General features: G+C 73.1%; 20 protein-coding genes. 14 read left to right on the forward strand and 6 right to left on the reverse strand.

Features of this window, described 5'->3' with window-relative positions; all coding sequences use genetic code 11:
- Nucleotides 1-7 precede the first annotated feature (7 nt).
- Nucleotides 8-685 (reverse strand): AIM24 family protein, encoded by a 678-nt coding sequence (locus ASC82_RS16470; RefSeq protein ID WP_056648012.1) that lies wholly within the window; start codon nucleotides 683-685, stop codon nucleotides 8-10.
- 171 nt (nucleotides 686-856) lie between these two features.
- Here ASC82_RS16470 and ASC82_RS16475 point away from each other — a divergent pair, with 171 nt between their 5' ends.
- The gene (locus tag ASC82_RS16475) at nucleotides 857-1,570 is read left to right on the forward strand and encodes a peptidyl-tRNA hydrolase (RefSeq protein ID WP_056648014.1); all 714 of its coding nucleotides are present in this window, start codon (nucleotides 857-859) and stop codon (nucleotides 1,568-1,570) included.
- A gap of 12 nt (nucleotides 1,571-1,582) precedes the next feature.
- Nucleotides 1,583-2,170 carry a hypothetical protein gene (locus ASC82_RS16480; RefSeq protein WP_056648018.1) on the forward strand — a complete coding sequence of 196 codons (588 nt, stop codon included), beginning with the start codon at nucleotides 1,583-1,585 and terminating at the stop codon, nucleotides 2,168-2,170.
- A 4-nt stretch (nucleotides 2,171-2,174) separates the two neighbouring features.
- Here ASC82_RS16480 and ASC82_RS16485 read toward each other — a convergent pair whose 3' ends face one another.
- Entirely contained in the window at nucleotides 2,175-2,828 is a 654-nt protein-coding gene (locus ASC82_RS16485) for an ABATE domain-containing protein (RefSeq protein ID WP_056648021.1), read from the reverse strand.
- An 85-nt stretch (nucleotides 2,829-2,913) separates the two neighbouring features.
- Between ASC82_RS16485 and ASC82_RS16490 the strand changes: the two genes are divergently transcribed.
- The 5 genes from ASC82_RS16490 (at nucleotide 2,914) to ASC82_RS16510 (ending at nucleotide 8,854) form a co-directional block, all read left to right on the forward strand.
- The gene (locus ASC82_RS16490) at nucleotides 2,914-3,732 is read left to right on the forward strand and encodes an MBL fold metallo-hydrolase (protein ID WP_056648024.1); all 819 of its coding nucleotides are present in this window, start codon (nucleotides 2,914-2,916) and stop codon (nucleotides 3,730-3,732) included.
- A gap of 95 nt (nucleotides 3,733-3,827) precedes the next feature.
- The gene (locus ASC82_RS16495; RefSeq protein WP_056648643.1) at nucleotides 3,828-5,267 is read left to right on the forward strand and encodes a DUF692 domain-containing protein; all 1,440 of its coding nucleotides are present in this window, start codon (nucleotides 3,828-3,830) and stop codon (nucleotides 5,265-5,267) included.
- Entirely contained in the window at nucleotides 5,264-6,328 is a 1,065-nt protein-coding gene (locus tag ASC82_RS16500; RefSeq protein WP_347336079.1) for a TIGR04222 domain-containing membrane protein, read from the forward strand. The genes ASC82_RS16495 and ASC82_RS16500 overlap by 4 nt, the downstream gene beginning before the upstream one ends.
- A 48-nt stretch (nucleotides 6,329-6,376) precedes the next feature.
- A complete protein-coding gene (locus tag ASC82_RS16505) occupies nucleotides 6,377-7,132 on the forward strand; it encodes a TIGR04222 domain-containing membrane protein (protein WP_056648029.1) in 756 nt (251 codons plus the stop codon).
- Between the two features lie 87 nt (nucleotides 7,133-7,219).
- Nucleotides 7,220-8,854 (forward strand): alpha/beta hydrolase, encoded by a 1,635-nt coding sequence (locus ASC82_RS16510; protein ID WP_056648032.1) that lies wholly within the window; start codon nucleotides 7,220-7,222, stop codon nucleotides 8,852-8,854.
- 66 nt (nucleotides 8,855-8,920) lie between these two features.
- On the opposite strand, the gene hemQ is transcribed toward ASC82_RS16510, so the two are convergent.
- On the reverse strand, nucleotides 8,921-9,634 hold the full coding sequence (gene hemQ, locus ASC82_RS16515) for a hydrogen peroxide-dependent heme synthase (RefSeq protein WP_024755095.1): 714 nt from the start codon (nucleotides 9,632-9,634) through the stop codon (nucleotides 8,921-8,923).
- A 17-nt stretch (nucleotides 9,635-9,651) separates the two neighbouring features.
- Nucleotides 9,652-11,127 carry a protoporphyrinogen oxidase gene (hemG, locus tag ASC82_RS16520; protein WP_056648035.1) on the reverse strand — a complete coding sequence of 492 codons (1,476 nt, stop codon included), beginning with the start codon at nucleotides 11,125-11,127 and terminating at the stop codon, nucleotides 9,652-9,654.
- 140 nt (nucleotides 11,128-11,267) lie between these two features.
- Between hemG and ASC82_RS16525 the strand changes: the two genes are divergently transcribed.
- A complete protein-coding gene (locus tag ASC82_RS16525; protein WP_056648038.1) occupies nucleotides 11,268-12,266 on the forward strand; it encodes a DUF4349 domain-containing protein in 999 nt (332 codons plus the stop codon).
- 161 nt (nucleotides 12,267-12,427) lie between these two features.
- A complete protein-coding gene (locus tag ASC82_RS16530; RefSeq protein WP_056648041.1) occupies nucleotides 12,428-13,801 on the forward strand; it encodes an FAD-dependent oxidoreductase in 1,374 nt (457 codons plus the stop codon).
- Nucleotides 13,802-13,856: 55 nt separating this feature from the next.
- Here ASC82_RS16530 and hemE read toward each other — a convergent pair whose 3' ends face one another.
- Nucleotides 13,857-14,924, reverse strand: coding sequence for a uroporphyrinogen decarboxylase (gene hemE, locus ASC82_RS16535; protein WP_242427695.1), 1,068 nt, complete (start codon nucleotides 14,922-14,924; stop codon nucleotides 13,857-13,859).
- Nucleotides 14,925-15,023: 99 nt separating this feature from the next.
- Between hemE and ASC82_RS16540 the strand changes: the two genes are divergently transcribed.
- The 3 genes from ASC82_RS16540 (at nucleotide 15,024) to ASC82_RS16550 (ending at nucleotide 17,998) form a co-directional block, all read left to right on the forward strand.
- Complete coding sequence (locus ASC82_RS16540) at nucleotides 15,024-15,725, forward strand: DUF3000 domain-containing protein (RefSeq protein WP_056648046.1); 702 nt, start codon at nucleotides 15,024-15,026, stop codon at nucleotides 15,723-15,725.
- Nucleotides 15,726-15,967: 242 nt separating this feature from the next.
- On the forward strand, nucleotides 15,968-16,633 hold the full coding sequence (locus tag ASC82_RS16545) for a response regulator transcription factor (RefSeq protein WP_017242457.1): 666 nt from the start codon (nucleotides 15,968-15,970) through the stop codon (nucleotides 16,631-16,633).
- An 81-nt stretch (nucleotides 16,634-16,714) separates the two neighbouring features.
- Complete coding sequence (locus tag ASC82_RS16550; RefSeq protein WP_056648049.1) at nucleotides 16,715-17,998, forward strand: ribonuclease D; 1,284 nt, start codon at nucleotides 16,715-16,717, stop codon at nucleotides 17,996-17,998.
- A 51-nt stretch (nucleotides 17,999-18,049) separates the two neighbouring features.
- On the opposite strand, the gene ASC82_RS16555 is transcribed toward ASC82_RS16550, so the two are convergent.
- A complete protein-coding gene (locus tag ASC82_RS16555) occupies nucleotides 18,050-19,177 on the reverse strand; it encodes an alpha/beta fold hydrolase (protein ID WP_199862544.1) in 1,128 nt (375 codons plus the stop codon).
- A 307-nt stretch (nucleotides 19,178-19,484) separates the two neighbouring features.
- Between ASC82_RS16555 and ASC82_RS16560 the strand changes: the two genes are divergently transcribed.
- Together ASC82_RS16560 and ASC82_RS16565 are read left to right on the forward strand one after the other, a co-directional pair.
- Nucleotides 19,485-20,699 carry an acetyl-CoA C-acyltransferase gene (locus ASC82_RS16560; protein WP_030146836.1) on the forward strand — a complete coding sequence of 405 codons (1,215 nt, stop codon included), beginning with the start codon at nucleotides 19,485-19,487 and terminating at the stop codon, nucleotides 20,697-20,699.
- Nucleotides 20,696-22,834 (forward strand): 3-hydroxyacyl-CoA dehydrogenase NAD-binding domain-containing protein, encoded by a 2,139-nt coding sequence (locus ASC82_RS16565; protein ID WP_056648051.1) that lies wholly within the window; start codon nucleotides 20,696-20,698, stop codon nucleotides 22,832-22,834. Before ASC82_RS16560 ends, ASC82_RS16565 begins: the two co-directional genes overlap by 4 nt.
- Nucleotides 22,835-22,884: the final 50 nt, after the last annotated feature.

Here is a 22,884-nt window from a genome sequence, read left to right on the forward strand (position 1 = left end):
TCGTCCCTCAATTCGACGAGTTCTTCTGCGGGGTGAGCTCGCTGGGCCGGACGACCACGAAGCCCTGCCCCTCCAGCTTGAGCTGCACCGCCTCGCCCGAGCCGCCGCGGATCATCGAGCCGAGGGACTGCGAGCGGTGCAGCGAGGTGCGGAGCTGCTCGCTCCAGCCGACGACGGCGTCGGTGTCGACGTAGACGGGGGCCTGCGGGGAGACGGGGATGACGATGGGGCTGCCCTCGCAGATCAGCGCCACCTTCCCGTAGCCGGAGAAGACGGAGTTGAAGATGCCGCCGCCGGTCATTCCGGCGCCCTTCACCGTCTTGATCTCGTAGTGGAGGGTGGAGTCGAAGCAGAGGACGTTGCGGCCGTTGACCGAGAAGGCGTCGCCCTGCTCGATCTCGATGATGAAGCAGTTCTGCGCCTCGTGCGCGAACCACGCCTCGCCCTGGCCACGCACGGCCATCAGCGCCAGGCCCTCGCCGGTGACGGCGCGCTTGAGGAGGCCGCCGATGCCCTGGCCCTTGCGCTCGAACTGGAGGTCGCCGCGGAAGGCGACCATCGAGCCCTGACGGGCGTGCATCTCTCCGTTGACGGTGTACTTGACCGACTTGGCGTTCTGCAGGGTCATGCCCGGGAAGCCGGCCGCCTCGGCGAGGTGCTCACCCGCGAAAAGATCACTCTTCATGCGGGGCATCCTGTCCCGGAAGCCCTGATTCCCACAAGAATCCCCTGCCGACCACCTCGTGGTCCCCCGTCGACCACCTCGTGATCCCCGTCGACGACCCCGTGGCCTCCCCCGCCGTTCCCCCGCCGACCACCCTCCGGTCGTGCGTCACCGCAGTGGCAGACTTGCCGGGTGAGCAGCCACGAGACCGACGTCCGCGATGAGAAGCCCCAGTTCGTCCTCCCCCTGGTCGTACGAATTGAGCGCGACGCGCCCCCGTCCCGTACCGACGCCCTGGAGACCTCCGCGCGGGCCGTCATGGAGATCCTCACCGACGACCGTTCCCTCGGCGAGGGCGAGTGGGCGCAGGCCATGACGGACTGGCAGGACGCCCGGATCCGCAAGGTCGTGCGCCGGGCGCGCGGCGCGGAGTGGCGGAAGGCCGGAGCGCTCCCGGGGATCACGGTGACCGGCGAGGAGGCGGAGGTACGGGTCTTCCCGCCGGTGCCGCTCGACGGCTGGCCCAAGGAGCTGGCCAAGCTCCAGGTGTCGGGCACCGACCTCGACGACCCGGCCGAGCCCGGTCCCGTACCGGACGGGGCCGTGATGCTCTGGATCAACCCCGGGCTCGACATGTCGGCGGGCAAGACGATGGCGCAGACCGGACACGGCGCGCAGCTCCTGTGGTGGGCGATGCGGGACGCGGACCGGAAGGCGTGGCAGGAGGCGGGCTTCCCGCTCGCGGTGCGCACCGCGACACCCGGGCACTGGGCCGCGCTCACGGCGGGCGACAGCGGACTGCCGGTCGTACGGGACGCCGGTTTCACGGAGATCGCGCCCGGGAAGACGGTCGTCTCCGAGGGAAGCCGGCTCTTCGCTCCCCACCTGCGGCTGCGACAGCCGTAGGAGACCGGGGCCATGACCTCTGCCTTAGGTCGGCGGGCCGACCGGGCCGCGTCCCTGCTGCTCCTGTTCCTCCTGGCGGGGGCCGACGCCCTCGCCCGGCGCCCCGGCAGGTGGAAGCTCAGGAGGATCGCCGGGTCGGACGAGGTCCGGCGGAAGCGGCAGCGCGCCGAGCGCGAACTGCGGGCGCGGGCCGAGGAGATCGGCAGGACCGGACCGTGGGGCCCGCCCCTGCGCACCACGCTCGTGGACACGTGCTCCCGGGGCGGGGGCAGGAACTTCTTCGACCGGAACACCCCGGAGCAGCCCGCCCTGTCCTGCATGCTGCGGCTGCACCTGTACTTCGTCGTGGACGGTCCCGCGCCGCCCGACATCCCCGCGAGCGTCGCCCGCGGGGAGCTCTTGTCGTGGGACGCACCCGGCGACCACGCGAGGGCGGAGATCCCGGAACCGCGCCGCCGGCGCAAGGCGGTCCTCGGCACCTGCACGTCCGACCCCGCCGACCTCACCCTCACAGCGCTGAGGCAGCGGCCGGGCACGCTCGTCGCGTGGGCGCTGACCGAGCAGTACCACACGGTCCCGGCACGGAGACGAGCCCGGTGAAACGTCAGTCCTTCTCCTGCGAATCCGCCTGCGCCGACGAATCCCTCTGCGCCGACGAATCCTCCTGCCCCCGCGTCCGGCGCGCGTAGGCGCGGGCCGCGCGGGCGCGGTCGCCGCAGCGGGTGGAGCACCAGTGGCGGCGGCCGTGGCGCAGGAGGTAGCGGTTGCAGGGGGCGGAGCCGCATCGGGTGAGGCGGTCGGCGTCGGGGCCGGTGAGGAGGTCGGCCGCGTTGGCCGCGAGGGTCGCGAGGGCGCGGCCGAGGATCTGGTCGGTGGGGCAGGGCGCCGCGCGGTAGGGCCCGTTCTTCTCGTCCCAGTACAGCAGCGCGGCCGTGGGGGCCTTGCTCAGGGCGTCGTTGACGGCGGCGAGCGCCGAGGGCAGGGCGGGCAGCCCCTCGACCCGGGCGGCCAGCAGCGACCTGAGGTGTTCGCGCAGGGAGCGCAGTTGCGCCGCGCACATCTCCCGCACCCCGGCGTCGGCCGGCGCGAGGCCGTGCTCGGTGAGCCACCGGTTCGCGGCCTCGGGGGTGCCGAGGAAGTCCATGAAGTGCCCGCCGGGCAGCGCGACGGCGCTGTTCGCGAAGGCGAGGGCGAGGTACTCCTCGGCCCCCGGTGCGGGCGGCGGCGGCGCGGATACGGCGGTCGGGGTCTCACTCATGGTTCTCATGGTACGGCTTGCCTTCATCCGTGAGACATGGGCTATGGTTCTCACGGATAGATCGCCCACCATTCGTGAGGTTCTGATGTCTGACACCGGCATGCCCGCTGAGCACGAGCAGATCCCCGTCCGCGTCCTCGGAGGCCCGACCGCGTTCTTCGCGTACGGCGGCCTGCGCTTCCTGACCGACCCCACGTTCGACGCGCCCCGCGACTACCGGGCGCCCCGCGGCGTACTGACCAAGACCGCGCCCTCCGCCGCCACGCCGGCCGAACTCGGCCCGATAGACGTGGTCCTGCTCTCCCACGACGAGCACCCCGACAACCTCGACGCGTCCGGTCGCGCCCTCCTCGCGGACGTCCCGCTGACCCTGACCACGCCCGGGGGCGCGCAGCGCCTGGGGGCGGGGGCCAAGGGGCTGGCCGACTGGGAGTCGGTCGTCCTGGACCGGCCCGGCGGCGGCACCGTCACCGTCACGGGCGTGCCCGCCCTCCACGGTCCCGGCACCCGCGAGGAGGTCGAACCGTTCACCGGCCAGGTCGTCGGCTTCGTCCTCACCGGGCAGGACCTGCCCACGTTCTACGTCAGCGGCGACAACGCCTCGCTCGGCCTGGTCGAGGAGATCGCCGAGCGCTTCGGCCCGGTGGACACGGCCATCCTGTTCGCCGGGGCGCCGCGCTTCCCCCAGCTCTTCGACGGCGGCCTGATCGTCCTCGACAGCGCGCAGGCCGCCGAGGCCGCCACGATCCTCGGCGCCCGCCGCGTCGTGCCCGTCCACTGCGACAGCTGGGCGCACTTCACCGAGAGCCGCGACGACGTGGTCGCCGCCTTCACCGACGCCGGGCTGCTCGACCGCCTCGACCTGGGCGGAGCCCTCCACCGGACGCCGGAACCTCAAATGTAGCTCTGAACGTCCCCCTCCTTGGGTTCGAACGTCGCCGCCGGGGCCATCACGTGGATGACTGAGGACCGAAAGAGGGGGACGGGGACATGGGGGACATGGCGGAACTCGGCATCGGCATCGGATGGCGCCCCGAGATCGCGGAGGCGGTGGAGGCGCTGCCCGGCCTCGACTGGGTCGAGGTGGTCGCGGAGAACATCTGCGCCGACCACCTGCCCGACTCGCTGACCCGGCTGCGGGAGCGCGGCGTGACCGTCGTCCCGCACGGAGTGTCGCTGGGACTCGGCGGCGCGGACCGGCCGGACCCGGCGCGCCTCGCGGCGCTCGGGGAGAAGGCGGTGGCGCTGGGGGCGCCGCTGGTCACGGAGCACATCGCGTTCGTACGGGCCGGGGGCCCGCTCACCGCGTCGCCGCTCCTCGAAGCGGGCCACCTGCTGCCCGTGCCCCGCACCCGGGACGCCCTCGACGTGCTCTGCGAGAACGTGCGCATCGCGCAGGACGCGCTGCCCGTACCGCTCGCCCTGGAGAACATCGCGGCCCTCATCGCCTGGCCCGGGGAGGAGCTGACCGAGGGACAGTTCCTGGCGGAGCTCGTGGAGCGTACGGGGGTACGGCTCCTCATCGACGTCGCCAACCTGCACACCAACCACGTCAACCGCGGCGAGGACCCGGCGAAGGCCCTGTCCGAACTGCCGGTCGAGGCCATCGCGTACGTCCACGTGGCGGGCGGCGTCGAGCGCGACGGCGTCTGGCACGACACCCACGCCCACCCGGTCCCGCGCCCCGTCCTCGACGTCCTCGCGGACCTCGCCTCGCGGGTCTCGCCGCCCGGCGTGCTCCTGGAGCGGGACGACGACTTCCCGCCGGCGGAGGAGCTGGAGGCGGAGCTGGAGGTGATCCGGGAGACGGTCATCCGGGAGGCGGTGGCCCGGGAGGCGATGGGGGCTTCGGCGGCGGTACCGGTGGGCACGGCCCACCAGCACGGCGCCCTCTCGTCGGCACCCGCGCCCCGGCGGGCGCCGCTGCTCATCGGTGCCGGTGCCCGCGTCTCGGGCGGCCCGATGCCGAGCCCCGTCGCCACGACGCCCGCACCCACGCCCGCACCCGCACCCGCATCCGCACCCGACGAAGGCGCACGCCAGCGCGTCGGCCTCGCGCAGGCCGCGCTGCTGTCGGCGCTCGTCGCCGGGACGCCCGCGCCCGAGGGGTTCGACAGCCGGCGCCTCGGGGTGCAGAGCCGGGCGCTCGCGGCCAAGCGGGCCGGGGTCGTCGCGAAGGTCGCCCCCGAGCTGCCGGAGATCCTCGGCAAGGGCTTCCGGCCCGCGTTCCTCGCGTACGCCAGGACCCGCCCCATGACCGGCGGCTACCGCCGTGACGCCCTCGACTTCGCCGAGCACCTGCTGCTCGCCGACCGTCCCGAGGACCCGGCCGCCCGACGGCGGCTCACCGAGTGGTGGCAGGACCGTTCCGGCAGCCGCCCGCCCGGCCGCGCCGCCCGGCTCGCCCGCGCCGCCCGCCACGCCCTCGTCCGGAGGTGACCGTGAACGCCCTCGTCGTCGCCCTCTACGCGGCCGGCATCGCCGGCATCGCCCTGCTGATCACCCGGGTCGTCCGGTCGCACGGCGGCTCCGCCGGGCCGGTCCACGACCGGTACGAGGCGGCCTTCCTGAACGGCGGCCCGGCCCGGGTCGCCGACACCGCCATCGCCGCCCTCCAGTACGACGGCCGGATCGCGATCGGCGGCCCCGGCATCGTCGCGGTCGTCCGGCCCGTCGCGCACGACCCGGTGGAGCGCGCCGTGCTGGAGACGCACGCGGCGGCCCCGCACGGGGCCCTGCACCACCTCCGGCTCGGCGTGATGCGCCACCCGGCGGTCCAGGAGATCGGTGACGGGCTCGCGGCCCGCCGTCTCATCGAGGAACCGGCGCGGCGGAGCACCACCCTCGCCTGGTGCCTCGCGCTCGGTCTCACGGCCTTCTTCCTCTTCCCCGTCTCGGTCGTCCTCACGATCCTCGACCTGTCCACCTCACCGGAGATGTCGGTGCCCTTCGTCGTGAAGGTGCTGCCCGTCCTCGCCGCCGCCGGGGTCACGGCCATCGCCTGCGGGGCGATCTCCGCGAAGCGGATCACCTCGGCAGGACAGGCCTCCCTCGCGGCGTACGGCCGCGCCCACGGGCACCTCGCGGACGCCGGCCACCTCGTGGCCCTGTACGGACTCCGAGGTCTGCCCGACCCGGTGCTGCGGGAGCAACTCCTCGCCGCCGCCCGGGTGTACGCGCCGCCGCGGGGACGGGGACGCGGGCGCGGACGGCGTCCCGGCGCCGCACATCACCTCCCCACGGACTACGCGTCCGCCGGTGTGGCCGCGGTGTGGTGCGCGGGCAACACCTTCTGCGGCGGGGGCGGCTCGTCGTCCGGCGGAGGATCCGGCTCGTGCTCGTCCGCTTCCTGTTCCTCCGGTTCGTGCTCCTCCGGTTCGTGCTCGGGCGGCGGGTCCGGCTGCGGTGGCGGAGGCGGCAGTTCCTGTTCGAGCTCCAGCGGAAGTTCATGCTCCAGTTCCAGCGGGAGTTCATGCTCCAGCTCCAGCTCCAGCGGCTGATCACCCGTTCGAGTGGCGGGCCCGTCCTTCCTGTCATAGAACTCGGACATGGTCTGGGTTCCGCTTCTCCTCGTGGCATGCGTCGTGGCCGGTCTCGGCTGCGCGCGCCTGTTCCGGGCCTCCCTCATGGCGGCCCTGCCCGCGTCCCCCTCCTCCGGAGGGGACGACGCCGAGCTCACCGTCCTCGAAGCCGCCTACCTGGCCGGCGGACCGCTCCGGGTCACCGATCTGACGCTCGTCGCGATGCACCGGGAGCGGCGGCTGCTGCTCGCCCACACCGGCTGGGCGACGGTCGTGGACGCCGACGGCGGCAGCCGGGACGAGTGGGAGAGCGCGGTGCTCGGCGCCATCGGTCCCGGCGGCCAGTCCCCCATTCCCGCCGTCCGTCCGGCGGTGGCCGCCGCCGACGCGGTGCGCTCGCTCGCGCAGCGGCTCGTCGACCGGGGGCTCGCCGTGTCCGACGCGGGCCGCCGCGAGGTCGCGGCCGGGGTGCGGGCGGTGCGGGCCGCCTTCCTGCTCACCCTCGTGCTCGGGACGGCGGCGGCGCTCCTCGTGCCCGGCGCCGAACGGACCGTGGTCGTCGCCGGGTTCGCACTGCCGCTGCTCGCCTCCGGGCTCTGCCTGCTGATCGGCCGGATCGAGGTGTACCCGCACACCCGCTGGGCCTCCCCCGCCGGGCAGCGGCTGCTCTCCGGCCTCTCCTCCGCCGACCCGCTCACGGCCCTCGCGACGCGCGGCCCCGCCGTCCTGGAGCCCGAGCTCCGCGCGGCACTCCGGGGACACGCTCCCGTACGCCTCCCGTAGATCCTTTACTTCGCCCCCGCCCCGCGCCAACGATCTCTTCGTCCCCGCCCGCGCCCCACGCGCACGCGGTCACGAAGGGAAGCACCGATGCCCTCTCCCGCGCTGTACGGAGCCCTCAGCGCCCTCCTGTTCACCGCCCTCCCCGCCCTCTCCCCGGCCCCCGCGCAGGACGCCCCGCCGTCCGAGGCGCGCGGCACCCTGCTCGCCGCCCGCCGGGCAGCCGCCGAGGGGATCGCCTTCGGCTCCTGCCCCGCGGCCGAGAGGCTGCCGCCGTCCGTCGCGTGCGGCACCGTCCGCGTACCGCTCGACTACGCGGACCCGGACGGGCCCCTCATCCCGCTGACCGTCAGCCGCGTCCGGGCCTCGGGGGCCGCCGCCGACCGGCAGGGCGCGCTCCTCTTCAACCCCGGGGGCCCGGGAGCCTCCTCGACGTACTTCCCGCTGGCCGCCGAGCTCCCCGCGTGGCGGCGGATCTCCGCCGCGTACGACCTCGTGGGCTACGCCCCGCGCGGGGTGGGCCGCTCCGCGCCGGTCTCCTGCCAGGACCCGGCGGACCGGGTGACGGGCCCGACCCCGTCGCCGAGCCGGCCGTCCGAGGTGTACAAGCGGGAGCGGATCGCGCGGGCGAAGACGTACGCGGAGGGCTGCGCGCGCCGGACGGGCCCGGCCCTGCGCCACTACCACTCGCTCAACAACGCCCGGGACCTGGAGGTCGTTCGGGCCGCGCTCGGCGAGCCGCGCCTCACGTACCTGGGCGGCTCGTACGGCACGTACATCGGCGGCCTGTACGCGACCCTCTTCCCGCACCGGGTCCGGCGGATGGTCCTGGACGCGCCGGTGGACCCGCGGCCGGACCGGATCTGGTACCACAACAACCTCGCCCAGTCCGAGGCGTTCGAGCGGCGCTGGGCGGACTTCCGCACGTGGGTGGCGAAGCACGACGTGGTGTACGGGCTCGGTGGCACCGCACGGGAGGTGGGCGCGCGGTACGAGCGGGTGCGCGCCGAGCTCGCGGCGCGCCCGGCGGGCGGCCGGGTCGGTCCCGGCCAGTTGCACGCGTCGATGCTGGACACCGGTTACGACGACCGGTTCTGGCCCCTGCGGGCGGGCGCCCTCGCCGCGTATCTGAAGGGCGATCCGCAACCGCTGATCGCGCAGGCCGCTCCCCCGGAGACGAAGGAGACAACGGAGACACCGGGGCCCGACGCCGGCAACGGGCGTGCGGTCTACACGGCGGTGGAGTGCAACGACGCGCCCTGGCCGGAGGAGTTCGCCGTCTGGGACCGGGACAACACCCTGCTGGCGGAGCGGGCCCCGTTCGAGACCTGGGACAACGCCTGGATGAACCTGCCCTGCGCCTACTGGAAGGCGCCCCGGCAGCGGCCGCTGGACGTGCGGACGGGCCCGGGGGTGCTGCCACCCGTGCTGATCATGGCGGCGGAGCGGGACGCGGCGACCCCGTACGCGGGAGCCCTCGAACTCCAGCGGCGGCTGTCGGGCTCGGCCCTGGTGACCGAGCGGGACGCGGGCACGCACGGAATCGCGGGCGGGCCGAACGCCTGCGTGAACGGTTATCTGGAGCGCTATCTGCTCACGGGAGCGGTACCGGCCGCCGAAAAAGGCCCGGAAATGACGCCGGTGCGGCGCGCATCATGCGCGCCGCACCCGGAGCCGGACCCGGTGTCGCTGGACGGGAGGGCAGTGAAGACGCCCGCCGTCTGATCTTCCGGGTCAAGGGGTGGCGCGCCCGGCCGGGAGCAGGGCCGCCACCAGGTTCGTACGGCCGTGTCAGGCCAGGCCCGCCACCAGGTCGGCGACGCTCTTGCGGCGACCGGTGTAGAACGGGACCTCCTCGCGGACGTGCATCCGGGCCTCGGAGGCGCGCAGGTGGCGCATGAGGTCGACGATGCGGTGCAGCTCGTCGGCCTCGAAGGCGAGGATCCACTCGTAGTCGCCCAGCGAGAAGGAGGCGACCGTGTTGGCGCGGACGTCGGGGTAGCCGCGGGCCATCTTGCCGTGGTCGGCGAGCATGCGGCGACGGTCCTCGTCCGGCAGCAGGTACCAGTCGTAGGAGCGCACGAAGGGGTACACCGAGATGTAGTCGCGCGGGTTCTCGTCGGCCAGGAAGGCCGGGATGTGCGACTTGTTGAACTCGGCGGGGCGGTGCAGCGCCATGTTGGACCAGACCGGCTCCAGAGCGCGGCCCAGCTTGGTGCGGCGGAAGAGGCTGTACGCCTCCTGGAGCTCGTCGCTCGTCTCGGCGTGCCACCAGATCATCACGTCGGCGTCGGCGCGCAGACCGGACAGGTCGTACGTGCCACGGACGGTGATGTCCTTGGCGGCGAGCTGGTCGAAGAGCTCCTGGACCTCGTCGGCGTAGCCGGCGCGGTCCTCGGGCAGAACGTCGCGCAGCTTGAACACAGACCACAGGGTGTAGCGGATGACCTCGTTGAGGTCCTTCGCCTTCTTACCGGCGTTCGGGATCTTTTCGGGCGCACTCATACGCCTATTCTCGCCCGTCACGAGGAGTGCCCCGCACCGGGGTCGGTCCTTTTCGACGTGGCGATGATCTCGTCCCCGAACTCGGCCGTGATCTCGTCGGCCGCGCGGTGGGCCGAGGCGATGCACGCGGGGACGCCGACGCCGTCGTAAGCGGCGCCCGCTACCCGCAGTCCGGGCAGGGCGGCGACGGCCTCGCGGACGCGGGCGACCCGGGCGAGATGGCCGACGGGGTACTGGGGCAGGCCGCCGGTCCAGCGGGTGACCGTGGTGGCGACGGGGCGCGCGGTGAGCCCGGTGGCGGCGGCGAGATCCTTGAGGGAGGCGGCGACGAGGTCGGTGTCCTCGCGGTGGACCTGCTCCTCTTCTCCGTGCCGGCCGACGGAGGTGCGCAGCACGAAGAGGTCGGGGGCGCCGTCGGCGACCCAGCCCCACTTCTGGCTGGAGAAGGTGGAGGCCTTGATCGTGTGGCCGTCGACCGGCGGCACGAGGAAGCCGGAGCCGGCCAGGGCGGGCATGTCCGCGCGGCGGAAGGCCAGCGTGATCAGGGCCATGGAGGCGTACGCGATCTCCGCCAGCTCGGCGGAGGCGGCGGGCGCGTGCTCGGCGAGGAGCGCGGCGGCGGGCCCGGCGGGGGTGGCGAGGACCACGGCGTCGGCGGCCAGGACCCGGTCGCCCGCGACGACCTCCCAGCCGGCCGGTCCGGTGCGGCGCAGGGCGGTGACGGACGTACCGGTGAGGATCTCGCCGCCGGCGGCGCGGATCGCGTCTGCGACGGCGCCGGGCAGGGTGCCGACGCCGCCCTCGACGCCGAGGAAGACGGAGCCGCCGAGGCCGGTGGCGGCGCCCGCCGCGTCGGCCGGGGCGGCCGCTCCGGCCTGCTGGACGGCCCGGACGGCGGCGGTGAGCGTGGGATGGCGGCGGGCGGCCTCGAAGAGGGCGGGGACGGCGGCCTTCATCGAGATGCGGTAGGCGTCACCGGCGTAGACCCCGCCGAGGAGGGGCTCGACGAGCCGGTCGACGACCTCGTGGCCCATGCGCTCGGCGACGTACGCGCCGATGGCGATGTCGTCGCCGATCTCGGTCGGGGGCAGCTCGCGGTCGACGCCGATGCGGCGGACGCCCTCCTCGGAGAGGAGGCCCTCGACCGCGCGGCCGTCGCCCGGGACGCCCATCACGTGCCCCTTGGGCATCGGGGTGAGCTCGCCACGGGACCAGACGGACGCCGTGGTCGTGGCCGGGGGCCGCAGCCGGTCACCGAGGCCGACGGCCCGCGCGAGGGCGACGGCCTCGGGGCGGCGGGCGAGCAGCGACTCGGCGCCGAGGTCCACGGGCGCGCCCGCGATCTCCCCGGCGAGGAGCTTGCCGCCGAGACGGCTCCCCGCTTCGAGGAGGGTCACCCGGTGGCCGGCGGTGGCGAGCCGGTGGGCGGCCGCGAGTCCGGCGATTCCGCCTCCGGCGACGACGACGTGGGGTCCCGTGGTGTCCGCGTTCATGGGACCACTCTCTCAAATCGCCCGCGCGCTCCCTTTCCGAGGCCGGAACGTGACCGCATCGCTACCGCCGGAGGGCAACCCGCCCGGCCGCCTCGCACGTCCAACGGGCACGACTCACCACCACTCCCTGGGGGGAACGCATGAGCAGAACACGCACGGTGTCGCGGGCCCGGACGACGACGGCCGCCGCGCTCCTGACGGCCTCGCTCGTCCTGACCGGCTGCGGCGCGGGCGCCGACGACTCGGCCGGCAAGGGGGGCGGGAGCGCGGCGCAGGCCGCCAACGGCGTCAAGGCGGCCCCGGAAGGTGCCGCCGACGCCGCGTCGGGCAGCGAGAAGGCCCCCACGGCGCCGGGCAAGGCCGCGCAGCCGCAGCACGTGATCCGTACCGCCTCGCTCTCCGTGGAGGTCGAGGACGCGGCGAAGGCCCTGCTCACGGCCCGGAGGGTCGCGGCGGGCGCCGGCGGACGGGTGGAGAACGAGTCGACGGAGCGGCTCGACGACACGTACGTCGTCTCGCGCGTCGTGCTGCGGGTGCCGCAGGAGCAGTACGACGCGGTCCTCACCGAGCTGGCGGGCACCGGCAAGCTGCTCGCCCGCAAGGCCGACGCCAAGGACGTCACCGAGCAGGTGGTGGACGTGGAGAGCCGGATCGCCACGCAGCGGGCGAGCGTGGCGCGGGTGCGGGCGCTGATGCAGCGGGCGGAGAAGCTGGCCGACGTGGTGACCCTGGAGGGCGAGCTGAGCCGCCGTCAGGCGGACCTGGAGTCGCTGCTCGCCCAGCAGTCCTCGCTGAAGGACCGGACGACGCTCGCGACGATCACCCTGGAACTCACCGAGAAGGAGAAGCCGGGCGCCGACAAGGAGGAGGACGAGGGCCGTCCCGGCTTCGGGGACGCGCTGAGCGGCGGCTGGAACGCGCTGGTGGGCGCGCTCGCCTGGATCGGCATCGTCCTGACCGCCCTGGCCCCGTGGCTGGCCCTCGCCCTGATCGTCTTCCTCCTCTGGCGCCACCTGATCCGCCCGCGCCGCGCGGCACGCACGGTCCCGGCCCCGGAGACCCGGCCCCTGCCGGAGGCGAACGCCGCCGGTGTGGCCACGCCGGCCGAGCACCCTCACACCCCCGGGGCCGGCGAGTGAGCCGAAGGGGCGCGGCCGGGGAAACAGCCCCGAGCGCGCGGAGGCCCCCGAGGAACGAGGGGGTCGAGCACGGTCGGGGCTGTGAGCCCGGCTGAAGCGCCCCGGAGGCGAACCGAGCCCTGAAAACAAGGGGGCGGCGAACCGAGCCCCAAAATGGGGGAATGAGCGAACGACTGATCGTGATCGGTGGCGACGCGGCGGGCATGTCCGCCGCGTCACAGGCGCGCAGGCTCAAGGCCGTCGGGGAGTTGGAGATCGTCGCCTTCGAGCGGGGTCACTTCTCCTCGTACTCGGCCTGCGGCATCCCGTACTGGGTCGGCGGGGACGTCGCCGAGCGGGGCGAGCTGATCGCCCGCTCCCCGGAGGAGCACCGGGCCCGGGACATCGACCTGCGGATGCGGACCGAGGTGACGGCGATCGACGTGCCGGGGCGGCGGGTGCTCTCCCGGGACCTCGACGGGGGTACGGAGGCGTGGACGGGCTTCGACAAGCTGGTGATCGCGACCGGGGCCCGGCCGCTGCGACCGCCGCTGCCGGGGATCGACGCGCCCGGTGTGCACGGGGTGCAGACCCTCGACGACGGCCAGGCGCTGCTCGACTCGCTGGAGCGGACGCCGGGACGGCGGGCGGTCGTCGTCGGCGCCGGCTACATCGGCGTGGAGATGGCGGAGGCGCTCCTCGCCCGGGGGTACGAGGTGACGGTCCTGACGCGGGGCGCGCAGCCGATGGCGACGCTCGATCCGGACATGGGCCGGCTGGTCCACCGGGCGATGGACGGGCTGGGGATCACGACCGTCGTCGACGCCGAGGTGACAAAGATCCTGACCGGTTCGGACGGCCGGGTACGGGCGGTGGCGACGGCCGCCGACGAGTATCCGGCGGACGTGGTGGTCCTGGGGACGGGCGTGGTGCCCGAGACCTCGCTCGCCCGGGCGGCGGGGCTGCCGCTGGGCGCGCACGGCGGGCTGCTCACCGACCTCGCGATGCGGGTGCGCGGCCACGAGGACATCTGGGCGGGCGGCGACTGCGTGGAGGTCCTGGACCTGGTCTCGGGCCGGGAGCGGTACGTGCCGCTGGGGACGCACGCGAACAAGCACGGCCAGGTCATCGGGGCAAACGTCGGCGGCGACTACGCCACCTTCCCCGGCGTGGTGGGCACGGCCGTGTCGAAGGTGTGCGACCTGGAGATCGCGCGGACGGGCCTGCGGGAGAAGGACGCCCGGGAGGTGGGGCTGCGGTTCGTGACGGTGACGGTGGAGTCGACGAGCCGCGCGGGCTACTACCCCGGGGCCGCGCCGATGACGGTGAAGATGCTGGCGGAGCGGCGTACGGGCCGGCTGCTCGGCGTGCAGATCGTGGGCCGCGAGGGCGCGGCCAAGCGCGTGGACATCGCGGCGGTGGCGCTGACGGCGGGGATGACCGTGGAGGCGATGACGGCCCTGGACCTGGGGTACGCGCCGCCGTTCTCGCCGGTGTGGGACCCGGTCCTGATCGCGGCGCGGAAGGCGACGGCGGCGGTCCGAGCGGCGGGCTGAGACGGCGACGCCTCCGCCCGGTGAGGCGGAGGCGTCGGCGGGGCGTGAGCGATCGTCAGACGGCCGTGCGCGTGTGCACGTAGTCGACGAGGCGCGTCAGGGCGTCCGGGTCCATCGACGGCATGACGCCGTGGCCCAGGTTGAAGACGTGGCCTTCCAGGTCCTTCGCGGCGGCGAGGACCTCGTCGGCCTTCTCCTCGACGACCTCGGGCGAGGCGAACAGCACGGCGGGGTCGAGGTTGCCCTGCAGCGCCTTGCCGGGGCCGACGCGGCGGGCGGCCTCGTCGAGCGGGACGCGCCAGTCGACGCCGACGACGTCCGCGCCGGCCTCGCCCATGAGGCCGAGCAGCTCGCCCGTGCCCACGCCGAAGTGGATGCGCGGGACGCCGTAGCCGGCGACGGCGTCGAAGACCTTCACGGAGGCCGGCATCACCGAGCGGCGGTAGTCGGCCGGGGCCAGGGCGCCCACCCAGGAGTCGAAGAGCTGCACGGCGGAGGCGCCGGCCTCGATCTGGACCTTGAGGAAGGCCGAGGTGATCTCGGCGAGGCGGTCGAGCAGGTCGGCCCAGAGCTGCGGGTCGCCGTACATCATCGCCTTGGTGCGCTCGTGGCTGCGGGACGGGCCGCCCTCGACGAGGTAGCTCGCGAGGGTGAAAGGCGCGCCGGCGAAGCCGATGAGCGGCGTCTCGCCGAGCTCGGCGGTGAGCATCCCGATGGCCTCGGTGACGTAGTGGACGTCCTCGGGGGTCAGGTCGCGCAGCCGGGCCAGGTCGGCGCGGGTGCGGATGGGGTCGGCGACGACCGGGCCGACGCCGGGCTTGATGTCGAGGTCGAGGCCGATGGCCTTGAGCGGGACGACGATGTCGCTGAAGTAGATGGCCGCGTCGACCTTGTGGCGCCGGACCGGCTGGAGCGTGATCTCGGTGACCAGCTCGGGCCGCATGCACGACTCGAGCATGGGGATGCCCTCGCGGACCTTCAGGTACTCGGGGAGGGAGCGCCCGGCCTGCCGCATGAACCAGACGGGGGTGTGCGGCACGGGCTCGCGCCGGCATGCCCTGAGGAACGCGGAGTCGTGCGTCCGCGACTGCTGCTTCGTCTGCTGGCCCTGCGGGCTGTCCATGGCACTCACGCCCAAATCTTCGCATGTGGCGGGAAGCCGCTCGTGCGGGGCGGGTGTCCCTCCCCGCACAGAGGCCCCGTTCCGCCTACTCTTCCCCGCATGGCTGCGGCTCAGGGACATTTTTCCGATCATTCCGACGGCAAAAGAGGGACGGACGAAACAGCGGACAGTGCGGAGAAGAATCCGGTACCACCCGCCTTCCGGCGGGCGGTGGAGGCGCTGCGGTCGGCGCGGCTGCGACCCGAGATCGAGATCGACCCGACCAGGCCCCCGCAGCGCCTGGCCCCGTACGCGTACGCGGTGGAGGCGGCCGTCGTCGACGGCGAGGACGACCTGGCGGACGGACGGCTCGTGCTGCTGCACGACCCGGACGGCCACGAGGCATGGAAGGGGACGTTCCGGCTGGTGACGCTCGTCCGGGCGGAGCTGGAGCCGGAGATGGCGGCCGACCCGCTGCTTCCCGAGGTGTGCTGGTCCTGGCTGACCGGGGCGATGGAGGCGCGCGGGCTGGCGTACGGGGAGGCGAGCGGGACCGTCACGATGGCGGGCTCGCACTATTTCGGCGGGCTCGCGGACCGGAGGCCGGCGACCCAGATCGAGATCCGGGCCTCGTGGACGCCGCGCGAGGGGCTCGGCGGGGTGCCGGACACGGGGGCGCACCTGGCGGCCTGGTGCGATCTGCTCTGCCAGATCGCGGGCCTGCCGCCCGCACCGGTCGAACCGGGGGCGGGTCCGACGGGCACGGTGACGGGCGCGGGGGTCGTCTCGCTGCCCCAGCGCCGGGGCCCGCAGCAGGCGTAGAAAAGACCCCCGAGTGGCCCCTCTCCGGCACGGCAGGAGGGCGTCCACTTGGGGGTCCGCTCGTAGGATGATCGATCACGCGTCCGAATTGCCCTAATTGTTACTCACCAAATCGTGATCTTTCCCTAAAGGAGGGCGGCACAGCTGCCGAAGGAGTCAGTGACCCCTTCAGCAGCACGGGTTCGCCCCCGGCTTCATCCCCGAGCCGGCTCCGTCCCGCATCCTTCCCCCCAGGAGGCCTGGTGTCCGTTCTCCTCGAGCAGCCCGCAAGCCTGGTCGCCTACCGCCCGAACAAGCCGACGGCCATGGTCGTCGTGGCCGACCCGCGCGTCCGCTCCACCGTGACCCGCCACCTGTGGGCCCTCGGAGTACGCGACGTGATCGAGGCTTCTTCCATCGCGGAGGCACGTCCCCGCGTCGGCAACCCGCGCGACATCTGCGTTGCCGACGTCCACCTGCCCGACGGCAGCGGCCTGACCCTGCTGTCCGAGACCCGCGCCGCGGGCTGGCCCAACGGCCTCGCCCTCTCGGCCGCCGATGACATCGGCGCCGTACGCAACGCCCTGGCGGGCGGCGTGAAGGGCTATGTCGTCACCGGTACCCGGACCAACATCGGTCACCCGACCCGGCCCGGAGCCGCACCCATCGGCTCCGCCGCCGCACGACTGGGCCACCGCCGCCCCCCGGGTGCCCCGAGCCACCCGGGCGGCTACCGCGAGCTCTCCGGCCGTGAGGTCGAGGTGCTCCGGCTCGTCGCGGAGGGCCAGTCCAACAAGGCGATCGGCGTCTCCATGGGCCTCTCCGCCCTCACCGTCAAGAGCCACCTCGCCCGCATCGCCCGCAAGCTGGGCACCGGCGACCGCGCCGGCATGGTCGCGGTGGCCCTGCGGACGGGCATCATCCACTGACGAAAGGCCCACGAGCAGCCCGCGCCTGTCGACGGAACGTTCCGTCGACAGGCGCTTGCCGTTCACCGATACCCTTGACAGGTGACCGACGCCCAAGAGACCGCAGCAGACACAGCACTGCGCACCACCGGGGGCGGCCCCCCGGACGACGATGTCCCTGCGAATGGGCTTCCGATCCCGTTGCTGGAGCCCCGCGAGGGGGTTCCGCCCGTCGTCGAGACCGACGAGGCCCTCGCCGAGGTGATCGCCGCCTTCGCCGCCGGGACGGGCCCCGTGGCCGTCGACGCCGAGCGCGCCTCCGGCTACCGCTACGGGCAGCGCGCCTACCTCGTCCAGCTCCGCCGCGAGGGCGCGGGTACCGCGCTCATCGACCCCGTGGGCTGCCCCGACCTGTCGGGGCTCGGCGAGGCGCTCGCCGGGACCGAGTGGATCCTGCACGCCGCGACGCAGGACCTTCCGTGCCTGCGCGACATAGGCATGCTCCCCACCTCGCTCTTCGACACCGAGCTCGCGGGACGGCTCGCGGGCTTCCCGCGGGTCGGCCTCGGCGCGATGGTCGAGTCCGTCCTCGGCTACGCCCTGGAGAAGGGCCACTCGGCCGTCGACTGGTCCACCCGCCCGCTGCCGGAGCCCTGGCTGCGGTACGCGGCCCTGGACGTCGAGCTCCTCGTCGACCTGCGCGACGCGCTGGAGAAGGAGCTGGACCGGCAGGGGAAGCTGGACTGGGCGCACCAGGAGTTCGACGCGATCGCCTCCGCCCCGCCCGCCCCGCCGCGCAAGGACCCGTGGCGTCGTACGTCCGGCATGCACAAGGTGCGCCGCCGTCGTCAGATGGCGGTCGTACGGGAGCTGTGGACGGCCCGTGACAAGGTCGCCCAGCGGCGGGACGTCTCCCCCGGCAAGGTGCTGAGCGACGCGGCGATCGTCGAGGCGGCGCTCGCGGTGCCGGTGAACGTGGCCGCGCTGACGGCGCTGCCCGGCTTCGGCAACCGGATGGGCCGCCGTCAGCTGGAGCAGTGGCAGGCCGCGGTGGACCGGGCCAGGGCCCTGCCCGAGAGCGAGCTGCCCCAGCCGGGCCAGCAGGTGGCGGGTCCGCCCCCGCCGCGCGCCTGGGCGGACAAGGACCCGGTCGCGGCGGCCCGCCTCTCGGCGGCCCGCACGGCGGTCACGGCCCTCGCGGAGGAGCTGAACCTCCCCCAGGAGAACCTGATCACGCCGGACACGGTCCGCCGGGTCTGCTGGGAGCCGCCGTCCCCCGCCGACGCCGCGGGTGTGGCCGCGGCCCTCGCGGGCCACGGCGCCCGCCGGTGGCAGGTCGAACTGGTGACCCCGCTGTTGGTGGAGGCGCTGACGGTGACGGCCTGACCCGTTTCGAGAGAGCCCCCGACCGTGCGAGCGGCCGGGGGCTCCGCCGTCCTACGGGATCGGGCTGAGGTTCCCGTCGGTGTCCATGTCGAAGACGCCCTGGGTCTTGCCGTCGACCTTGAGGTGCTTGAGCCAGTGCTTCGAGAGGTTGTGCACGTTCTTGTGCTGCATCTCCCAGACCACCGAATGCCCCGCACAGGCCAGCTTGACCATCAGCTTGTGCGCGCCCGCGACGGCGTCGTAGAGCGCGGGGACCGAGAAGTTGAGCTCGGGGTCGGGGTTGGGCGGTGACGTGTTCACCTGGGTGTCGTGGTCCCCGTACACCATCAGCACGGGAACGCTTCCGCCGAGGACAGCGCCCTGGGACGCGGTCGCCTCGTTCCAGCCCCACCGGAAGAAGTTCCGGATCCGGTTGAGGCCCTCCGGCGGCCCCCACGTACTTCCCTTCGCGTCGTTCTCCATCATCGCGGCCCACGCCTTCTCGACCATGCCGGGTTCACGCTGGTCCTCGCAGGCCAGCTCCGTGTTCCAGCCCGACTCGAGACCCCACCTCGTGGCCAGGAACATCGGGAAGCCCGGCCTCGGCAGCGTGCTCGGCGGGGTCGACGTGCCCTTGGGCGGGAAGATCGGCGCCAGCAGGAACAGGCTCTCCACCTTGCCGGGGTTGTTCACCGCGTACGGCCCCATGGTGAACGCCGCCGCGGACCAGCCGATGAACGCGATCTTGTCCACGTGGCGCTCCTTGCGGATGTACTCCACGACGGTGTGCAGCTCGTCCCGGTCGCTGTTCGAGTTGTTCAGCTGGAACTGGTAGTCCACGGGGCCCGGAGTGAAGCCCGCAGGCCTCGGCTTCAGGAGGTTCTGGTTGGCGGGGCTGGCATTGCGCGGGTCGTCCATCTTGGGACGCGGTGACCGTCCGGAGCCCTGGAGGTCCATCATGAAGACGTCGTAGCCGGCCTTGGCCAGGTGCTCCGCCCAGCCGTAGGAGGTGTGCTGGAGGTCGAAGCCGGCAAGCACCGGAACGCTCCGGCCGTGCAGCATCAGAACGGCCTTGCGCTCCGGGAGGAGCCCCAGGGGCGTGCCGTCCCGCTCGCGCACGAAGAGCTTGACGGGGTCGTTCTTGTTCGCGGGGATGGTGGACGTGTGGGGGACCTGATGGTCCTTCATGATGATCGGCATGGGATCCCTTCCGTGCGCTCGGTCCGGGGGCCTCGCGCCCCGGCCGTGCCAGCCTCGGGCCTGCCGGGGACCGGGCGCCGCGACACGGCCGCCGCCCTGGGCCCATCGGGTTGCAGGACCGTTCGAACGGACGGGCGTACGCGGGGGGCGCGCGGCCGGCCCGGCGAGATCCTCGTCGTGTGACCTTCACCGCTTACCCTCCAAGGACTGGGCAGCATGGTTACTCACAAGTAGCATGGGGGAAGCAAGCGCACGCTTAGGCGTGTCGCCGCAGCAGTGCCATCCCGCACCCTGGAGGAGAGCCATCGTGCCTCGTAGCGTCAGGGACGTCGTCTTCGTCGACGGCGTCCGCACCCCGTTCGGCAAGGCGGGCCCGAAGGGCATCTACCACGAGACCCGCGCCGACGACCTCGTCGTCAAGGCCATCCGGGAGCTGCTGCGCCGCAACCCCGGCCTCGACCCCGCGAAGATCGACGAGGTCGCCATCGCCGCGACCACGCAGATCGGTGACCAGGGTCTGACCCTCGGCCGTACGGCGGGCATCCTCGCCGGGCTGCCGCAGTCGGTGCCGGGCTACTCGATCGACCGCATGTGCGCCGGCGCGCTGACCGCCGTCACCTCGGTCGCCGGTTCGATCGCCTTCGGCGCGTACGACGCCGTCATCGCCGGTGGCGTCGAGCACATGGGCCGCCACCCCATGGGCGAGGGCGTCGACCCGAACCCGCGGTTCGTGAGCGAGAAGCTCGTCGACGAGTCCGCCCTCTTCATGGGCATGACCGCCGAGAACCTGCACGACCGGTACCCGAGCATCACCAAGCAGCGCGCCGACGAGTACGCCGTGCGCTCGCAGGAGAAGGCCGCCAAGGCGTACGCCGACGGCAAGATCCAGCAGGACCTGGTGCCGATCTCGGTCCGCCGCACCGACGCCTCCACCGGTGAGACCGGCTGGGGCCTGGTCACCGCCGACGAGCCGATGCGCCCGGGCACCACCCTGGAGTCGCTGGCCAACCTGAAGACGCCGTTCCGCGTCCACGGCAACGTCACCGCGGGCAACGCGGCCGGTCTCAACGACGGCGCCACCGCCTCGATCATCGCCTCCGAGGACTTCGCCCGCGAGCACGACCTCCCGGTCAAGATGCGCCTCGTCTCGTACGCCTTCGCCGGCGTCGAGCCCGAGGTCATGGGCTACGGCCCGATCCCGGCGACCGAGAAGGCCCTCGCCAAGGCCGGTCTGTCGATCGAGGACATCGACCTCTTCGAGATCAACGAGGCCTTCGCGGTCCAGGTCCTCGCGTTCCTGGAGCACTACGGCATCGCCGACGACGACGCCCGCGTCAACCAGTACGGCGGCGCCATCGCGTACGGCCACCCGCTCGCCTCCTCCGGCGTCCGTCTGATGACGCAGCTGGCCCGCCAGTTCGAGGAGAACCCGCAGGTCCGCTACGGCCTCAACACGATGTGCGTCGGCTTCGGCATGGGCGCGACGGTCATCTGGGAAAACCCCCACTGGGAGGGCAAGTGAGCACCACCGCCGAGCTTCTGAAGGGCGCCGCCGCGCTCTTCCCCGACGAGGTCGTCACGAGCGCCCACGTACGGCACTTCGAACTGCCCGCCGGTGCGGGTCGGTTCGCGCTGATCACGCTGGACAACGGCTTCGACCACACCAAGCCGACCACCTTCGGCCCGCAGTCGCTCGCCAACCTGAACACGGCGATCGACCAGGTCGAGGCGGAGGCCGCGAACGGTGAGATCACCGGCGTCGGCATCACCGGCAAGCCGTTCATCTTCGCCGTCGGCGCCGACCTCAAGGGCGTCGAGCTGCTGAAGAAGCACGACGAGGCCCTCGCCATCGGCAAGGGCGGCCACGACGTCTTCAAGCGTCTGTCCGCGCTCGCCGTGCCGACCTTCGCGTACTACAACGGCGCGGCCATGGGCGGCGGCGTCGAGGTCGGTCTGCACTGCACCTACCGCACCGTGTCGAAGGCCCTGCCGGCCTTCTCGCTGCCCGAGGTCTTCCTCGGCCTGGTGCCCGGCTGGGGCGGCTGCGCGATCCTGCCGAACCTGATCGGTGCCGAGAAGGCCGTCTCGGTCATCATCGAGAACTCGCTGAACCAGAACCGTCAGCTCAAGGGCAAGCAGGTCTTCGAGCTCGGCATCGCCGACGCGCTGTTCGAGGGCGCCGACTTCCTGGAGCAGTCGCTGATCTGGACGGCCTCCGTCCTCAACGGCTCCGTCACCGTCGAGCGCCCCGAGATCGACCGCGGCGAGGGCTGGGACCAGGCCGTCGCCAAGGGCCGTCTCGTCGCCGACTCCAAGGTGCACGGCGCCGCCCCGGCCGCCTACCGCGCCCTCGACATCATCGAGGCCGCCAAGGACGGGGACCTGCAGAAGGGCTTCGACGCCGAGGACCAGGCCCTCGCGGACCTGATCATGGGCGGCGAGCTGCGCTCCGGCATCTACGCCTTCAACCTGGTGCAGAAGCGCGGCAAGCGCCCCGCCGGTGCCCCGGACAAGTCGCTGGCCCGCCCGGTCACCAAGGTCGGTGTCGTCGGCGCCGGTCTGATGGCCTCCCAGCTGGCCCTGCTCTTCCTGCGCCGCCTTGAGGTGCCGGTCGTCCTGACCGACATCGACCAGGAGCGCGTCGACAAGGGCGTGGGCTACGTCCACGCCGAGATCGAGAAGCTGCTCGGCAAGGGCCGGATCAACCAGGACAAGGCCAACCGCCTCAAGGGCCTGGTCTCCGGTGTCCTCGACAAGGCCGCGGGCTTCGCGGACGCGGACTTCATCATCGAGGCCGTGTTCGAGGAGATGTCCGTCAAGCAGAAGGTGTTCGCGGAGGTCGAGGCGGTCGCCCCGGCGCACGCGATCCTCGCCACCAACACCTCCTCGCTCTCGGTCTCCGAGATGGCGTCGAAGCTCCAGCACCCGGAGCGCGTGGTCGGCTTCCACTTCTTCAACCCGGTCGCGATCCTCCCGCTCCTGGAGATCGTCCGCGGCGAGCAGACGGACGAGGCCTCCCTGGCCACCGCGTTCGGCGTCGCGAAGAAGCTGAAGAAGACCGCGGTCCTGACGAAGGACGCCCCGGCGTTCGTCGTGAACCGCATCCTCACCCGCTTCATGGGCGAGATCCAGAACGTCATCGACGAGGGCACGTCGGTCGAGACGGCCGAGAAGGCCATCGAGCCGCTCGGCCTGCCGATGTCGCCGCTGGTCCTCCTGGAGCTCGTCGGCCCGGCCATCGGTCTGCACGTCTCCGAGACCCTGAACCGCGCCTTCCCGGAGCGCTTCACGGTCTCCCCCAACCTGAAGGCCGTCGTCGAGGCCGGCAAGCGCGGCTTCTACGTCTACAAGCCCGAGAACGGCTTCAAGCCGGAGCTCGACCCCGAGGTCGCCGCCCTCCTCGTCCAGGGCGACTCCGTCCTGACGGAGGAGCAGGTCCGCGACCGCGTCCTGGACGCGGTGGCGCAGGAGATCGGCCTGATGCTGGAGGAGGGTGTCGTCGCCGAGGCGCAGGACATCGACCTCTGCCTGATCACGGGCGCGGGCTGGCCCTTCCACCTGGGCGGCATCACGCCGTACCTGGACCGTGAGGGCGTCTCCGAGCGCGTCAACGGCAAGCGTTTCCTGGCGCAGGGCGTGGCGAGCGTCCCGGCGTAACACCGGAGCTCATCCCCTCAGGGAGTACGCGAACGGCCCCGGCACCTGGA

The organism is Streptomyces sp. Root431 (assembly GCF_001426585.1).
Classification (GTDB): domain Bacteria; phylum Actinomycetota; class Actinomycetes; order Streptomycetales; family Streptomycetaceae; genus Streptomyces; species Streptomyces stackebrandtii.

What these genes read in the sequence shown, in the direction of transcription:
- hemG (WP_056648035.1), bottom strand. Translation starts at nt 11,127, where the DNA reads ATGAACGCGGACACCACGGGACCCCACGTCGTCGTCGCCGGAGGCGGA.
- ASC82_RS16555 (WP_199862544.1), bottom strand. Translation starts at nt 19,177, where the DNA reads ATGCCGATCATCATGAAGGACCATCAGGTCCCCCACACGTCCACCATC.
- ASC82_RS16505 (WP_056648029.1), top strand. Translation starts at nt 6,377, where the DNA reads ATGGTCTGGGTTCCGCTTCTCCTCGTGGCATGCGTCGTGGCCGGTCTC.
- ASC82_RS16495 (WP_056648643.1), top strand. Translation starts at nt 3,828, where the DNA reads ATGGCGGAACTCGGCATCGGCATCGGATGGCGCCCCGAGATCGCGGAG.
- hemQ (WP_024755095.1), bottom strand. Translation starts at nt 9,634, where the DNA reads ATGAGTGCGCCCGAAAAGATCCCGAACGCCGGTAAGAAGGCGAAGGAC.
- ASC82_RS16490 (WP_056648024.1), top strand. Translation starts at nt 2,914, where the DNA reads ATGTCTGACACCGGCATGCCCGCTGAGCACGAGCAGATCCCCGTCCGC.
- ASC82_RS16480 (WP_056648018.1), top strand. Translation starts at nt 1,583, where the DNA reads ATGACCTCTGCCTTAGGTCGGCGGGCCGACCGGGCCGCGTCCCTGCTG.
- hemE (WP_242427695.1), bottom strand. Translation starts at nt 14,924, where the DNA reads ATGGACAGCCCGCAGGGCCAGCAGACGAAGCAGCAGTCGCGGACGCAC.
- ASC82_RS16470 (WP_056648012.1), bottom strand. Translation starts at nt 685, where the DNA reads ATGAAGAGTGATCTTTTCGCGGGTGAGCACCTCGCCGAGGCGGCCGGC.
- ASC82_RS16540 (WP_056648046.1), top strand. Translation starts at nt 15,024, where the DNA reads ATGGCTGCGGCTCAGGGACATTTTTCCGATCATTCCGACGGCAAAAGA.
- ASC82_RS16525 (WP_056648038.1), top strand. Translation starts at nt 11,268, where the DNA reads ATGAGCAGAACACGCACGGTGTCGCGGGCCCGGACGACGACGGCCGCC.
- ASC82_RS16530 (WP_056648041.1), top strand. Translation starts at nt 12,428, where the DNA reads ATGAGCGAACGACTGATCGTGATCGGTGGCGACGCGGCGGGCATGTCC.
- ASC82_RS16510 (WP_056648032.1), top strand. Translation starts at nt 7,220, where the DNA reads ATGCCCTCTCCCGCGCTGTACGGAGCCCTCAGCGCCCTCCTGTTCACC.
- ASC82_RS16485 (WP_056648021.1), bottom strand. Translation starts at nt 2,828, where the DNA reads ATGAGTGAGACCCCGACCGCCGTATCCGCGCCGCCGCCGCCCGCACCG.